Source organism: Prochlorococcus marinus str. MIT 9312, assembly GCF_000012645.1.
Lineage (GTDB): Bacteria > Cyanobacteriota > Cyanobacteriia > PCC-6307 > Cyanobiaceae > Prochlorococcus_A > Prochlorococcus_A marinus_L.
This window is the reverse complement of record NC_007577.1, coordinates 1,657,548-1,672,562: the sequence shown is the minus strand read 5'-3', so window position 1 is coordinate 1,672,562 and position 15,015 is coordinate 1,657,548. Positions and strand designations below refer to the sequence as shown.

The 15,015-nt window shown below is 31.5% G+C and carries 15 protein-coding genes and 1 tRNA gene; 6 read left to right on the top strand and 10 right to left on the bottom strand.

Translation table 11 applies throughout. The annotated features are described in order from the left end of the window. Window positions 1-32 precede the first annotated feature (32 nt). The 4 genes from gcvT to mazG are packed head-to-tail and all read right to left on the bottom strand — an operon-like array spanning window position 33 to window position 3,777. The gene (gcvT, locus tag PMT9312_RS09175; RefSeq protein ID WP_011377322.1) at window positions 33-1,145 is read right to left on the bottom strand and encodes a glycine cleavage system aminomethyltransferase GcvT; all 1,113 of its coding nucleotides are present in this window, start codon (window positions 1,143-1,145) and stop codon (window positions 33-35) included. A 50-nt stretch (window positions 1,146-1,195) separates the two neighbouring features. Further along, window positions 1,196-2,077 (bottom strand): agmatinase, encoded by an 882-nt coding sequence (gene speB / locus PMT9312_RS09170; RefSeq protein WP_011377321.1) that lies wholly within the window; start codon window positions 2,075-2,077, stop codon window positions 1,196-1,198. 1 nt (window position 2,078) lies between these two features. Beyond that, window positions 2,079-2,930, bottom strand: a complete 852-nt coding sequence (speE, locus tag PMT9312_RS09165) for a polyamine aminopropyltransferase (RefSeq protein ID WP_011377320.1) — start codon at window positions 2,928-2,930, stop codon at window positions 2,079-2,081. Between the two features lie 7 nt (window positions 2,931-2,937). After that, complete coding sequence (gene mazG, locus PMT9312_RS09160) at window positions 2,938-3,777, bottom strand: nucleoside triphosphate pyrophosphohydrolase (RefSeq protein ID WP_011377319.1); 840 nt, start codon at window positions 3,775-3,777, stop codon at window positions 2,938-2,940. Window positions 3,778-3,875: 98 nt separating this feature from the next. Between mazG and PMT9312_RS09155 the strand changes: the two genes are divergently transcribed. The 4 genes from PMT9312_RS09155 (at window position 3,876) to PMT9312_RS09140 (ending at window position 7,756) form a co-directional block, all read left to right on the top strand. After that, a tRNA-Val gene (locus PMT9312_RS09155) sits at window positions 3,876-3,947 on the top strand. Further along, complete coding sequence (locus tag PMT9312_RS09535) at window positions 3,918-4,304, top strand: AIR synthase (RefSeq protein WP_011377318.1); 387 nt, start codon at window positions 3,918-3,920, stop codon at window positions 4,302-4,304. Before PMT9312_RS09155 ends, PMT9312_RS09535 begins: the two co-directional genes overlap by 30 nt. A 96-nt stretch (window positions 4,305-4,400) precedes the next feature. Then, window positions 4,401-7,157 carry a valine--tRNA ligase gene (locus PMT9312_RS09145; RefSeq protein ID WP_011377317.1) on the top strand — a complete coding sequence of 919 codons (2,757 nt, stop codon included), beginning with the start codon at window positions 4,401-4,403 and terminating at the stop codon, window positions 7,155-7,157. A 2-nt stretch (window positions 7,158-7,159) separates the two neighbouring features. Beyond that, window positions 7,160-7,756, top strand: coding sequence for a TVP38/TMEM64 family protein (locus PMT9312_RS09140; protein WP_011377316.1), 597 nt, complete (start codon window positions 7,160-7,162; stop codon window positions 7,754-7,756). A 4-nt stretch (window positions 7,757-7,760) separates the two neighbouring features. On the opposite strand, the gene PMT9312_RS09950 is transcribed toward PMT9312_RS09140, so the two are convergent. The 3 genes from PMT9312_RS09950 to PMT9312_RS09130 all read right to left on the bottom strand — a co-directional run bounded on the left by PMT9312_RS09950 (window position 7,761) and on the right by PMT9312_RS09130 (window position 9,788). Beyond that, complete coding sequence (locus tag PMT9312_RS09950; RefSeq protein ID WP_011377315.1) at window positions 7,761-7,913, bottom strand: hypothetical protein; 153 nt, start codon at window positions 7,911-7,913, stop codon at window positions 7,761-7,763. A 117-nt stretch (window positions 7,914-8,030) separates the two neighbouring features. Then, window positions 8,031-9,344, bottom strand: coding sequence for an RNA ligase family protein (locus PMT9312_RS09135; protein WP_011377314.1), 1,314 nt, complete (start codon window positions 9,342-9,344; stop codon window positions 8,031-8,033). Between the two features lie 24 nt (window positions 9,345-9,368). Beyond that, window positions 9,369-9,788: a hypothetical protein gene (locus PMT9312_RS09130; RefSeq protein ID WP_011377313.1), complete on the bottom strand. Its 420-nt coding sequence runs from the start codon at window positions 9,786-9,788 to the stop codon at window positions 9,369-9,371. Between the two features lie 85 nt (window positions 9,789-9,873). On the opposite strand from PMT9312_RS09130, the gene PMT9312_RS09125 reads away from it, so the two are divergent. Continuing rightward, the gene (locus PMT9312_RS09125; protein ID WP_011377312.1) at window positions 9,874-10,401 is read left to right on the top strand and encodes a SprT family zinc-dependent metalloprotease; all 528 of its coding nucleotides are present in this window, start codon (window positions 9,874-9,876) and stop codon (window positions 10,399-10,401) included. Between the two features lie 83 nt (window positions 10,402-10,484). Then, on the top strand, window positions 10,485-11,048 hold the full coding sequence (locus tag PMT9312_RS09120; protein WP_011377311.1) for a hypothetical protein: 564 nt from the start codon (window positions 10,485-10,487) through the stop codon (window positions 11,046-11,048). Here PMT9312_RS09120 and PMT9312_RS09115 read toward each other — a convergent pair. From PMT9312_RS09115 to dnaB, 3 genes are read right to left on the bottom strand one after another with little or no spacing between them, the layout of a single operon-like run. Continuing rightward, complete coding sequence (locus PMT9312_RS09115) at window positions 11,028-11,603, bottom strand: chorismate lyase (protein ID WP_193741840.1); 576 nt, start codon at window positions 11,601-11,603, stop codon at window positions 11,028-11,030. The genes PMT9312_RS09120 and PMT9312_RS09115 overlap by 21 nt on opposite strands. Before the next feature lie 26 nt (window positions 11,604-11,629). Next, window positions 11,630-13,618: a tRNA uridine-5-carboxymethylaminomethyl(34) synthesis enzyme MnmG gene (gene mnmG, locus PMT9312_RS09110; RefSeq protein WP_011377309.1), complete on the bottom strand. Its 1,989-nt coding sequence runs from the start codon at window positions 13,616-13,618 to the stop codon at window positions 11,630-11,632. A 13-nt stretch (window positions 13,619-13,631) separates the two neighbouring features. Continuing rightward, a complete protein-coding gene (gene dnaB / locus PMT9312_RS09105) occupies window positions 13,632-15,014 on the bottom strand; it encodes a replicative DNA helicase (protein ID WP_011377308.1) in 1,383 nt (460 codons plus the stop codon). Between the last annotated feature and the right edge of the window lies 1 nt (window position 15,015).

Here is a 15,015-nt window from a genome sequence, read left to right as displayed (position 1 = left end):
AACTTATAATAATTCTTTAAGGGTAAATTTAGTTAATAATTCTTTTTATAAAACGATCTTTTTGTTATGCAACCTTTGAATTTTTTGCCTCTTATTAGTATTTGAACTTCATTATTTATTAAGGCATGCGAAGTATTGATGTATGCAAAAGCTATAGCTTGTTGTTTAGTTGGAGACCAACTGCCGCTAGTGATAGTTCCAATATTTTCTTCACCTTTAAGTACTATGCAACCTTTTCTTCCTATTGCTTTACCTTCTATAAAGAGACCAACTAACTTTTTTTGAATACCTAATCTTGACTGCTCTTCAAGAAATCTTCTTCCAAAGAATTCGTGATTATTTTCTAGATGTACTAGCCAGCCTAACCCTGCTTCATATGGAGAAGTTTCTTCATTAATGTCTTGGCCATAAAGATGCATGCCTGCTTCAAGTCTAAGAGTATCTCTAGCTCCTAAACCACAAGGCGCAACATTTTTGGAAATTGAGAAATCCCATAAATTAATTGCTGCTTTTTTAGATAAAAGTATTTCTAGACCATTTTCCCCTGTATATCCTGTCTTGGAAACGAAGATTTTTTCTTTAGGAGAAATATGTTCGAAAATTTTATATTCGCATCCAAAGTTAGGGATATGTGAGATCGATGATTCAATCCATTGTTCAAATAAATCGAATGAGTTTTTCCCCTGTAGTGCTAAAAGTACTTTGTCTTTTTTAAAGTTTGTTATCGAAATTTCATATTTATTTGAATTGTTTTTTATCCATTGAAAATCTACTTCATATCTACTTGCGTTAACTATTAACAATACTTCTGATATGTCATTGTCTTGTATACCAAGGTCATAAATTATTAAGTCATCTATTATTCCTCCTTTTTCATTGAGCATTACTGTATAAAGCCCCTGACCTTCAGAAAAGGAGTATAAATTAGTAGGAAAAAATTTTTGAATATAATCCTTTGGATTGATTCCCTTAATAGAGATTACACCCATGTGAGAAATATCAAACAATCCTACTGAAGACCTAACTGATTCATGCTCTTTGATTAATCCTGAAAATGATATGGGCATTTCCCAACCTGCAAAATCCACTAATTTTGCATTGGATTGAACATATTTTGCATATAAAGGACTTTTAAGCAAATCCATGAAATATTTAATTTTAATTTAGTATTTTTACACTTTAGTTTAGAAATTTTTTATTGCATATTTTCTAATGACAAAATTAAGCTTCTAAGTACTTTGGCTGCAACTATGCTACTAACTCCGCTTTTATCAATTTCTGGAGATAATTCCACAATATCTGAAGCCACAATTCTAAAGTCTTTTAAAGTTTTCAGGATTTCCTCAAAATCATTCCAAAAAAATCCTCCCGGTTCTGGAGTTCCCGTCCCTGCTAATAAACTGGGATCAAACCAATCTAAATCTATTGTTAAATAGATTGGAGACTTAGAGTATGGTAGAAGAGCTTTTTTTAACTCTTGTGCATTTCCGCCTGGATAAAAGTTAACTAATTGATTGTTGTTATGCATAATTTGAAATTCTTCTTTAGTCCCACTTCTTATTCCTACTTGCAAAATTTTCTTTTCAGGAAGCACCTCTAAGCATCTTTTCATGGCACAAGCATGACTATATTGATTTCCTATATATGATTCTCTTAAATCTGCATGAGCATCAAGTTGAACCAATATCAAATCTGGATATTTTTTTACTAATGCTTCAATAGCACCCGTTGTAATAGAGTGTTCGCCTCCAAGCATAATAGGACTAAGGCGTTTATTAATTAAAAAATTTGTTGCTAATTTGACTGATTCAATAACGGACTTTGAGTCATTTTTATCAATTAGTATTGACCCAAAATCAACATACATAATATCCTCTAAGTCTTTATTGAGTTTTGGACAATATGTTTCTAAACAAGAACTGACTTGTCTTATCGCTTCTGGACCAAATCTAGCTCCTGGTTTGAACGAACATGTCCCATCATAATTGACTCCAAAGATACCAATTACGCAATCATTAGGGCTTCTTTTTGCTCCCATAAAAATCGCATTTTCGTTATCAAATAAATTTTTTATCATTCTATGAATTTAGTTCTTTTACAATTTTATTTGGCATCATTTTGAATGCTGCATTTTGAAAATTTAAATTCCAAATTTCACAACTTTTTTCTATTCTCAGGGCTTCATTGCAATTTCGCTTTGATAAATGTAGAACTTCTTCAGAAGCGAATGTCCAACTCCAAATACCGCTTGGATATATAGGCACAAAAGAATACATAGTTTCAGAGACTCTAAAGAATTTTTTCAGGGTTTTCAAAATACTTATGTGAATATTTTTGAAGGACTCAGGTGATTCGCTTTGCGTTGCTAAGATACCATTTTTTGTAAGAATTCTTTTGCATTCTCTATAAAACGAATCTGAAAATAATAAATTTGATAATTCTGAGGGATCTGAACAATCTATAAATATAACGTCGTAAAAATTATCTCTTGTTTTTTTTACCCATTGAACACCATCATCAATATGAATTTTTAATCTTTTGTCACTCCATGCTTCGCCTCCAATTTCTTTTAAAAATTTTTTAGATATTTTGATTACTTCTTCATCAATCTCTACTAGATCAATTTTTGATATTTGAGGGTATTTAACGCATTCTCTTGCAGTACCACCGTCTCCTCCACCAATAATTAGTACATTAGATTTTTCGTCAATGCTACTTAATGCTGGATGCACAAGACACTCATGATAATATTTTTCGTCTTTTAATGATGTCATCCAACACCCATCTAGCATTAAAGCTCTGCCATAATATTCATTTTCAATAACAATAATTTCTTGATATTTTGAGTTTTGTTTAATTAAAATTTCTCCATTTAGGCCGAATCTTGAGCCTTTATGATATTCATCTATCCATGTTGAAATATGAGTCATTTGCTTTTTAAGAATTCTTTCTTTTAAGTTTTTGCTTGGCTATTTGCCAAAGCCGTTGAAAATCTTTAGGAGTTTGTTTCTTAATATTATCTCCTGCATGATGTTCAATGATTGAAAATCTTTCTAAAAATTTTTTATTAGTTTTTTGAAGAGCTGATTCAGGATTTATTTTTAAAAAGTTTGAGAGATTTAGAAGAGTAAAGTAAATATCCCCAAATTCATTTTTTATTTCTGAATCATTTTTACTATTAATTGCTTCCTTTAATTCATTAATCTCTTCTTCTAACTTTTCAAAAATTTGATCGGTACTCTCCCATTTAAAACCATATTCTTTAACATAATTTGTGATTTTGTCTGTTCCAACCGTTGGAGGTAAATTTTTGACTTTCAAATTTTTACTAATTGATGATTCAATATGAGGTGCTTCTTTTTCTGAATTTTTAATATTTTCCCAAATCTGTTGCGATTTTTCTAAAGATACTTTTTCTTTTTTGTTGAAAATATATGGATGTCTATTAATAATTTTCTTGTTTAAATTTTTTATAACATCATTTAGTTCAAATTCTTTGTTTTCGTAGCCGATTTCAGCATGCAGCATTACTTGTAATAAAAGATCTCCTAACTCTTCACAAATTTTATCTGCCTTTTTTTCATATATTGCATCTATAAATTCACTACTTTCCTCATGTAAAAATGGGATTAACGATTTATGAGACTGTATTTTCTGCCATGGGCATCCCCAAGCTTTATCTTTTAAAGATTTGATATTAGATATTAAAATTTTAAAGCTCTCTATAGTCTCTAAATTGGAATTTTTTTTCAAGTTATATCTATCGTTTGAGCACATAGTATATATTTTATTAAGTTAATTTTGCCTCAATCATGAAATATTTAAATACTTAGTATAAATATTTCAACTTCATCCATTAGAATAGTTTATTATGAGGGCGATTAGCTCAGCGGTAGAGCGCCTGCCTTACAAGCAGGATGTCCCTGGTTCGAACCCTGGATCGCCCATTTATTAATTTTCTAATGACTGAGATCGTCAATCTTTCAATCAGTCAAAGCGCTGCTTCAGAACTATCTAGGCAATCTTCTTTTGGAGGTTCTCCTGGAGAAATGTCAATTGATTTGGTTGAGGATAAAAATTGTTCTGAAGGATGGATGCATATTAAATTAAGGCCAGGTACATGTAATGGATCTCCTATCTCAAGAACAGAAGGAGTAACTTTATATGCAGATGTAAAAAAGTGTAATTTACTGAAAGATTTAAAATTAGATTATTACGGTGATTTAAGCGGTGGTGGATTTCTTATTTCAACACCAAAAAATGCAAAACGTTGTTCCTGCGGTTCTGGCTTCAAACTTTTGTAGAATGAATGTGTCTTTTTTTGCAAACTAATATTATTTTCATTAATTGGCTTCTACCAAGATAAAATAAAAAAAAAGTTCTTGAAATAAAATTTGCATATGACAGAGATGAATGATCAATTATCTTTAGAGAATTATTCACCTTTTGAAGTAGAGAAAAAGTGGCAAGAAAAATGGGAAAGTTTAAAGGCGTTTAGTCCTAACCCGGAGGATGATGGTGAGCCTTTTTGTATTGTTATTCCGCCACCAAATGTAACTGGATCTTTGCATATGGGACATGCATTCAATACAGCTTTGATAGATGTTGTAGTGCGTTTTCAAAGACTTTTAGGGAAGAATGTTTTGTGTTTACCAGGAACTGATCATGCTTCAATAGCTGTTCAAACTATTCTTGAAAAACAATTAAAAAGTGAAGGCAAAACAAGCGATGATATTGGAAGAGATGAATTTCTTAAAAGAGCATGGAACTGGAAAGAACAAAGTGGTGGCAGAATAGTTTCTCAATTAAAAAGGATAGGATATTCAGTTGACTGGACTAGAGAAAGATTTACTCTGGATCAAAAATTAAATGAGGCAGTTGTTGAGGCTTTTAATATTCTTTACAAAAAGAATTTGATTTATAGTGGTGAATATTTAGTTAATTGGTGTCCTGAATCTCAATCTGCCGTAAGTGATCTTGAAGTTGAAATGCAAGAAGTAAAGGGTCATTTATGGCATTTTAAATACCCTTTAATTTCTGAAAGTGGTGAACAGTTAGATAAGTACTTAGAGGTAGCAACAACAAGACCAGAAACTCTTTTAGGTGATACTGCTTTGGCAGTTAATCCTGATGATGATAGATATAAAGAATTTATTGGTGTCAAAGTAAAAGTCCCTTTCGTTGATAGAGCAATACCTATTATTGCTGATTCACATGTTGATAAAGATTTTGGTACAGGATGTGTCAAGGTGACTCCAGCCCACGATCCCAATGATTTTGCCATAGGAAAAAGGCATAATTTAAAACAGATTAATGTAATGAATAAAGATGGAACTTTAAATAGTAATGCAGGTAAATTTGAACATTTAGATAGATATGAGGCTAGAAAGAAAATTATCAAAGAATTGGATAACTTAGGCCTTTTGACAAAGATAGAGGATTATAAACATACTGTTCCTTTTTCTGATAGAGGTAAGGTGCCAATCGAACCTTTATTGTCAACACAATGGTTTTTGAAAATGGATGAAATATCACAAGGATGTCTTAATGAAATTGATTCTAAAAAACCATCGTTTATTCCTCCACGCTGGGAGAAAGTTTATAAGGATTGGTTAGAGAATATTAATGATTGGTGTATCAGTAGGCAATTATGGTGGGGGCATCAAATACCAGTATGGTACGTTTTAGATGAATCTCAAGACTCAATAGAACAAAATACTCCATATGTCGTTGCAAGCAATGAGGAGGATGCCTTAATCAAAGCTAATAAAAAATTTGGATTAAATATTAAATTGGTTCGTGATAAAGATGTTTTGGATACTTGGTTTTCAAGTGGTTTATGGCCTTTCTCAACCCTTGGTTGGCCAAATACAAATGATCCGGATTTTAAAAAATGGTATCCAAATAGTGTTCTTGTTACTGGTTTCGATATTATTTTCTTCTGGGTTGCGAGAATGACAATGATGGGGAATACTTTCACGAATAATATTCCTTTTAGGGATGTGTATATTCATGGTCTAGTCCGAGATGAAAATAATAAAAAAATGAGTAAAAGTTCAGGTAATGGTATTGACCCAATACTTTTAATTGAGAAATATGGTTCTGATGCTTTGCGATTTGCTTTAATTCGTGAAGTTGCAGGCGCTGGACAAGATATCCGGCTTGATTTTGATAGGAAAAAAGATACATCTTCAACTGTTGAAGCTTCAAGAAATTTTGCGAATAAATTATGGAATGCAACTAAATTTGTATTAATTAATAAAACTTCCAACAATAATTATTCGCTTAATGAGAGTGATGAAGATTCTTTAGAGTTATGTGATAAGTGGATTTTATCGAAATTGAATCAGGTAAATATAAAGGTTGCTGCTTTGTTGAAAGAGTATAAATTGGGAGAATCTGCGAAACTATTATATGAATTTACATGGAATGATTTTTGTGACTGGTATGTAGAATTTGCTAAGCAAAGGTTTAATAATAAAGAGATTAAAAATAGACAATTATCTGAAAAAGTTTTAATAAAAGTGCTCAATGATATTTTGGTGATGATTCATCCTTTTATGCCGCACATTACTGAAGAACTCTGGCACGCACTCCAACTAAAACCAGATCAATCATTATTATCTCTTCAAAGATGGCCAACGCAAGAAAATAAATTTGTTGATAATAAGCTTGATAATTCCTTTCAGCAACTTTTTGAAATTATTAGATTAATTAGAAATTTGAGAGCTGAATTAGGCCTAAAGCCATCAGAAAAAGTTCCTGTTTACTTAATTTCAGATAATGATGAATTGATTGATTTTTTGAAAATTCTAGTTGATGATATTCAAACCTTAACTAAATCTTCTGAAGTATTTATTTTTAAAACTAATGCTGTTGATAAAAAAGAGTTTGCTAAATCTTTTTCTGGGATAATTAGTGATTTAGAGGTTTACTTACCTTTTCAGGATTTTGTAAATATAGATGCATTAAAGGAAAGGTTAACCAAGGATTTAAAAAAGGTGACTATTGAATTGGAAAATTTAAATAAGAGATTATCTAATAAAAATTTCGTTGATAAGGCTCCAAAAGATATTGTTGATGAATGCAGATTTAAATTAAATGAGGGTTCGGTACAAATGGAGAGAATTACTAAAAAACTCGAACTTTTGAATTGAGAATGAATATCTTCCTAGAAAATATTTACAACTTGTCTTATTTTTTTAATACTGGAATTGGCGTCTTTTCATTTGTTTGCATTTATATTTTAATTGTTTTATTAATACTTCCAGCTTCTTGGTTATCTTTATTATCCGGTTTTTTATATGGCTCATATTTAGGATCACTTATCGTTTTCATTTCCGCTTCTATAGGAGCATCAGTTTCATTTTTTGTATCAAAAAGTTTTTTTGCCAAAAAGCTAAAAAACCTTTTTAGCCGTTATCCAAAATTAAGTATTATTGAAAAACTAGTAGAAAAAGGTGGACTTAAATTAATTTTTTTAGCGAGATTATCGCCAATATTTCCATTCAGTATTCTTAATTATTTTTATGGTTTGAATAATGTTAAATTTAGAGATTTCGCTCTTGGTCTTCTTGGAATAATTCCAGGAACTTTTTTTTATTGCTCAATAGGTGGTTTGGCAAAAAGTCTCCAGGATTTAAAAAATGTGCAATCACCAAATAATTTATATATGACTATCATTGGAATTATTTCAACTTTTTTAGTTGTATATTTCTTAGCTAAATACTCCAGAGAATATTTTGAAAACTCCTAAGAATTTAATCTTTAATATTCCAATCTCTAATAGATGCAATTAAGATAAACCATAAAAGTCTAAATTTACCTAGTAAAGTTTTGTTGGCTTCTAATTCGATATACTTTGCCTGTCCACAAGGTGTTTTTATGTAGTTGAAAACTGTTTTCTTTGTCATAAGTCTCGCAAAAAGTCCTGATAGTTATTCTTATATTTTATAGTTAAGATTTCAAGTTTTTTGACTTAAAAACTACATTTTTAATTGACTAGTTTGTGGAATATTATTTTTTAAAATTTAAACTTTTTCTCCAGCTTTAAATCCTCTAAAGCACTTGAATCTAGGAAACCTAAGACTAAAAGCCACCGCATCCTTGGATTTAGTTTTAGCATCAGCTCTGATTTCTACAAGTTGACCAATGAGTTGATGACGTTTTGACCAATATTCTTTACGTTGGATATCACTAAATCCGCTGCCGCAACTAAGACTGTATTCATAACCATCATCTTCCCCTTCTACGAGGACTGCTCCGAGTCGACCTTTATTTCGACCTGTGCCTTCCTCAACCGATACAATTTTTAAAGTGACTTCAATGAAAGGTTTTGCTTTTAACCAACTGTGTGTTCTTTTACATTCATACATAGCATCAGGATCTTTAATCATTACTCCTTCATATCCTCCTTCCACTGCAGATTTATTAAGCTCTACAAATCTTTTCTGTCCCTCAATGGTATCGAGATCTACATTTTCCCATTCAAGTGTTTGTATATGTTTTAGAAGCATAGAATGTTTTGCTACCCATTCTTTTACTAATAAACTTCTTGTTGTTTGATTAGTGTTCCATCTTCCTTTTTGGAAGTTTTCAAGGGGACATAAGTCAAATAGGTGGAGAACTGCGTCTTTGGATTGTTTGCCATCTTTTCTATGTACCTGTTTCATTAAATCCTGAAAGTTAGCGCTCATTACTTCACCATCTAGCACTAAGTCATAAGGTGCTGGGTCTTCTTTTAAGACGTTTTCTATTTCTGAGATAATATGACCAAAATTATGGAATTGTTTCCCATTACGAGAAAACATCTCTACTTTATTTTGTCTAATAATAGTTAAGACGCGCACACCATCTAATTTGATTTCAATTTGCTTTTTCCCTATCATTTTTTTTTCATGATTTGCACTGTCATGAGCTAAAGGACAAGAAAAAATAGGAATAGAATATTCGGGAAATTTCTTTGCTATCTTGTTGATTGTTTTTTCAGATACGCCACATCTAAGATCTTTAATTAAAACTCGTCTATAAAATCCATTCCACTCTTCTTTTGTTGCAGATTCCATGGCCGCAAGAATTGCATCGCGCGCAGCGTGACCAGTAAGTTCTCTTTGAATAAGCTTATTTGCTAATTTTCTAAAATCTTTCCATAAAAAACTTTGACTTTTTTCATTCTCTTTCTCAGGAACAATTTTTACACCAAAAGTTACCAATGGATCAAGTGCCATACGAATGCCTTCAAAAAAATCATCTAGACCATTTTCCATTGCTTCTGAGATGATTTTTTCTTTATCTAATCTACTTGGGTGTAATTCTAATTGATGTATTATTTCTTCTTTAAACAATTCTTTTTGCCTCACAGGAAATTATTAATTCACTTTAGCTATTCTGTCTATTTTCCAATCATTGTTAGTTTTTGCGAAAGTAAAATCTAATGGGAGCTCATCTTGTTTGTCTTCTGATTTTAAATTCAAAGTTATTATGATTTGATCTTCTTGAACTCTAGGTCTTCCTGATTTTAAATTTCTGTATTTATTGAGGTTTAAACTAGCTAAAAATTTAAGAAAGTCTTGGCGCTTAACATGGGTTTTATAGGTTTTTGTAGTTAAACCATAAGCTGCATCAATTCTGCCAGCAGCTATTTGATCAAAAAACTTTCTTACTAATGGATTAATTCCCCTGGCGCTTATAACTAATTTGACTGCATTAAAAGTCCAAAAAGAAACTAGTACTGCTCCGCCAACTAATAAAGCTTTAATTCCGATATCTTTTACTAGTGTTGCATCCATGTTGATTTGAGTTTTTTATTACTTTAAGAAAAGAAATCGTTTTTGATGGCTTTTTTTGTCAAAATAATATTAATTTTAATCCATAATGCCTGTAATTCCTCTTTTACCTTTATTTCATAGATTTAATAGCCAATATTTTGAAAATTCTTTAGCGGTTAATAATCAACCTTTAGTAAAAGTTAGATGGAGTGACAATAGATTAAAAACTACTGCTGGTTTTTATAAAAGAAAACGAATGAATGGTGTTGTAGATTCTGAAATTATCTTATCGAAACCTATTTTGAGTAAATTGTCGACTAGTGAAATAAACAGTACTTTATGTCATGAAATGATTCATGCATGGGTAGATAGGATATTAAAAAAAAATGAGATACATGGCCCAAATTTCTTAGCAAAGATGAATGAGATTAATGAGAAAGAGAAGAATTTTCAAATTTCTGTAAGACACTCATTTCCTATTGAAAGGAGAGAATTAAAATATATAGGAACTTGTCAAAATTGTGGTGAGAAATTTTTCTATAGGAAAAGAATAAAGAATATTGCCTGTAAAAAATGTTGTTTAAATTTCTTTAATGGATCATGGAATAAAAACTGTTTAATTTTGTTTGATTAAAAATATAAGATGTGTTTTTGTTTCTATATTTGGAATTATTTATTTTTTTAATGTAATTTATATTTTAAAAAGCATAATAATTTATGGATTCAAGGAGAATTAGAAATCTTAGAAATAGTTTTGATAGAAATATTGTTGATAAACAAGTTGATAAAATTTTTGAAACTGGAAGACAATTTGTCGATGGAGTATCTGGTGCTAGGCCAGGTAAAAGAAGGAACTCAGATTTTCAAGGAATAACAAGTAAGAGTGTTAAAAAAGTAGGAAGATGGGTATCTGAAAAAGTAGATTTATTTTTTGATGAAGATAATGATGATTGGTATGATGATAATTTTTACGATGATAACAGCGATATTAAGACATTTACTAGAGAATCAAATTCTTATGAATCTGCTAAACCGTACTCAAAAAGACCTTTAGAAGCAATATCTTTAAGGCAACCAAAAAACTTACAGACAACTGAGCAAAAAAAATTACCTTATGTGAAAGAGAGTAAAGATGAAGATTGGCCAGATGAAATGGATTTCAAAGTTGAAAGATGGCAAAGAGCTTCAGAAAAAGAGAATACCAAATCAAGAGATGAATCAAACCAAAAAGGTCAATTAAAATCAAGAAATCTTCCCAGATCAAGAAGAAGAAGAGTATAGTTGCGTAAATTCTTTAATTCCTGAATAACCTAATAAACTTTCTAAATGTGGATTGAACACTTCTCTAATAATTGTTAGGGGCTTTTTATCTCGAAAAAATCTATAATTCCTTGACCAGAATGGGCCTTTAAAACAAAATTCATCTTCTAACCAATTTGAATTAACAAGTGAAATTCGATCAACTTCTCTAAACAATTCTGATCTGTCTTGTGTTAAATTCTTCCAAATTGGTTCTTCTTTGGCTTTTAAATTTTCATTCACTTGTTCTGTATTCCACCAACTTTCTGCCCATGCTAGGTTTTTATTATTGTTTTTAATCCATACTTGTCTTCTAATTAAAGGGCCATTTAACTGATTTAATTCTTTAGGACCTTCTTCAATGAATAGAGGATCTAGTTGCATTGAAATTAATTTAATTTTCGTCTCTTGATTAGTTAAAAGTTGTAGATGTCTAGTCGGACTTCCATCTCCAAGCAGCATTAATTTCCATGGACCTGATATTTTTGGTAATGAATTTTTCACTAAAAAAGTAGAGGCTTTTTCTTCCCATAAAATTTTTGGTGAGTTAAAAAGTTTATTATTCAGTGCTCTGACGGATTACTTTTAAGATGATAACTTTTTTTGACAAAAATATTTGCCTTTTCTTTCTTTATTTCTCTTATTTTTAGCCAAACAAGTAATGCAGTTAAATCAGCTTTGCTTACTCCAGGAATTTTTGAAGCATCACCAAAATTTTTTGGTTTTATCTTATTCAAATTTTCTCTAGCTTCTAAAGATAATGTATCTATCTTTTCATAATTTATTTCTTGAGGTAGAGATTTACAGCTTTGACGATTTATTTGTTCAATGTTGTTTTTTTGTCTTTTAAGGTAACCCTCGTATTTAATATCTATTTCAACACCTTCCTGTATTGAAGAACCTAGATTTTTTTCAGTCAAATTATATTTAATTAGATCTGAATAATGAAAGTTTGGTCTTTTTAAGAGTTCTTTCAAAGTTGTTGAGCCTTTGATCTTTGATCCCGTGTCTAATTCTATGTTTTTTGATATTTCATCGGTATTTTTTAAACGGGTGTTATTTAATCTTAATTTTTCTTCCTCGAGGAGGTTCATTTTTTCTTGATAGGCCCACCATCTTTTCTCATCAATTAGCCCTATTTGATAACCTAATGGGGTTAATCTTCTATCTGCATTATCTCCTCTAAGAGTTAACCTATATTCACTCCTACTAGTGAGAACTCTGTATGGTTCTTTGAGATCTTTGGTAATTAAATCATTGATCATTGTTCCTATATAACTGCTTTCTCTAGTGAAGATTATTGGGTCTTTTTCGTTTAGTTTTCTTGTCGCATTGACTCCTGCAACTAATCCTTGTGCTGCTGCTTCTTCATAACCAGTAGTTCCATTAATTTGTCCAGCGCTAAATAAATATTCAATTTCTTTCGTTTCTAGTGATGTTTGGAGCTGTGTTGCAGGTATATAGTCGTACTCGACAGCATATGCTGGTCGCAACATTTTACATTCACTTAATCCAGGTAAGGTTCTTAAAAGTTCTAATTGAATATTTTCGGGTAAACCTGTAGAAAATCCTTGTACATATATTTCAGGGGTATTAATTCCTTCTGGTTCTAAGAAAATTTGATGTGATTCTTTATCAGCAAATTTAACGATTTTATCTTCAATTGATGGACAATATCTTGGCCCCTTACTATCAATAAAACCGCCGTAAATGGGAGTTAAATGTAAATTGTCTCGAATTAGTTGATGTGTTTTGGTAGTTGTTCTTGTTATGTGACAACTAACTTGGGGCATATTATTTTTTATATTTGGGTCAAACGAAAAATATTTATCTGCTGCAGTACTTGGTTGAGCATCTAATTCATCAAAAATTATACTTCTTTTATCAACTCTTGCTGGAGTTCCTGTTTTTAAACGTTCTGTTTTGATACCAATTTCGTGCAAATTTTTAGTAAGACCTTTTGCTGCTTGTTCGCCCGATCTACCAGCTGACATTGATTTATTTCCTATCCATATTCTTCCTTCTAAGAACGTACCAGCTGTGATGATAACTGATCTTGCTGAATAATAACTACCAAAGAAAGTCCTGACACCCTTTATTCTTTTTTTTACGATTTTTTTTGAGTTCAATCCAATTTCTTCAGTCTTTGCAATATCCAGTTCAGTAATCATTGCTTCTTTTAAAGATAAATTATCTGTATTTTGAAGGATTTCGATCATCTTTTTTGAGTATTCTCTTTTATCTGTTTGAGCTCTTAATGCCCATACAGCTGGTCCTTTACTTGCATTTAATATTCTTTTTTGTATAGCTGTTTTATCAGCTAATTTTCCAATGATTCCTCCTAATGCATCAACTTCATGCACTAACTGACTTTTTGCTGGCCCGCCAACTGCAGGGTTACAAGGTTGCCAGGCAATCCTATCTAAATTGATTGTGAATAAGGCTGTAGAAAATCCTAATTTTGCTGATGTTATAGCTGCTTCACATCCCGCATGTCCTCCTCCAATGACGACAATGTCAAAAGATTCATTTGTTGAGTGATGATCTTGCATTATTCGGATCGATTTAATTAGCTAAATTTCTAAATCTCGTAAATTGAGGTTCAAATAATAATTTAACAGTTCCTACGGGTCCATTTCTATGTTTAGTGACAATGATCTCTGTAATTCCTCTATCTTCAGTATCTGGATTATAGTATTCATCTCTATAAATCATTAATACTAAATCTGCATCTTGTTCAATAGATCCTGATTCTCTTAGATCGCTTAACATTGGTCTTTTATTTGTTCTAGACTCTACTCCTCTACTTAGCTGAGATAAAGCTACTACTGGCACTTTTAATTCTCTGGCCATGCTTTTAAGACCTCTTGTGATTCGTGAAAGTTCCTGCACTCTATTATCAGGGGTTGATCCTTCCATCAACTGGAGGTAATCAATCACAATTAATCCTAATTCTTTTTTTTGTTCAGCTATTAATCGTCTGCATAGAGATCTCATCTCTAAAACACTTAAGTTAGGTTTGTCATCTATAAATATTGGTAATTGACCTAATGAATTGATACCCTCTCCAAGTAAAGGCCATTCATCTTGCTGTAATCTTCCTGTTCTTAGCCTGCCACTCTCGATTCCAACTTCCATAGAGAGTAGTCTATATGTCAATTGTTCTTTACTCATTTCAAGGCTAAATACGCAAACAGGTAAATCTTGAGATTGTGCAACATTTTTAGCCAGATTAAGAACTATTGAAGTTTTTCCCATTGAAGGTCTGCCAGCAACAATTATCAAATCACTTCTTTGAAAACCTTGAGTCATCGCATCAAGGTCGTAAAAATTTACAGGAATTCCAGCTACTGAAGTACCTAATGATCTCGACTCTATTTCATTGAAAGTGCTTGTGAGGATTTCAGCTGCTTGAGTAAGACCTTTTGAAGGTTTTTCTTGACTGATTTCAAATATTTTTTGCTCCGCTTTATCTAAAACTTCATTAGTATCTTGAGTCTGATCAAAACCTAGTTGAACCACCTCATTTCCAGATCTGATAAGCTGCCTTCTCATGAATTTGTCGTTAATTAAATTAGCAACTTGTTCTATGGAAGCTGTAGATGAAACATTTTCAACTAGTTCTACCAGTTTGCTGTTCCCTCCAATTTTTTCTAGTGATCCATTATCTGCTAACCAAGCACTCATTGATGTTAAATCAGTTGGTTTACCCTGGCTATGCAGCATTAATGCTGTTCTATAAATCTCTTGATGGGCATTTATATAAAAAGCTTCAGGTTTAATTAAGTCTGCAATTCTTCCGATCGCGTCTGGATCAAGAAGTATGCCACCAAGAACAGCTTCCTCTGCTTGAACGTTTTGAGGAGGCACTAATCCAGAATTTTCACTATTAAAATCCTTTTTAAAATTTTTATTTTGCCCATTATTTGGAAAAGGTACGGAAACCATA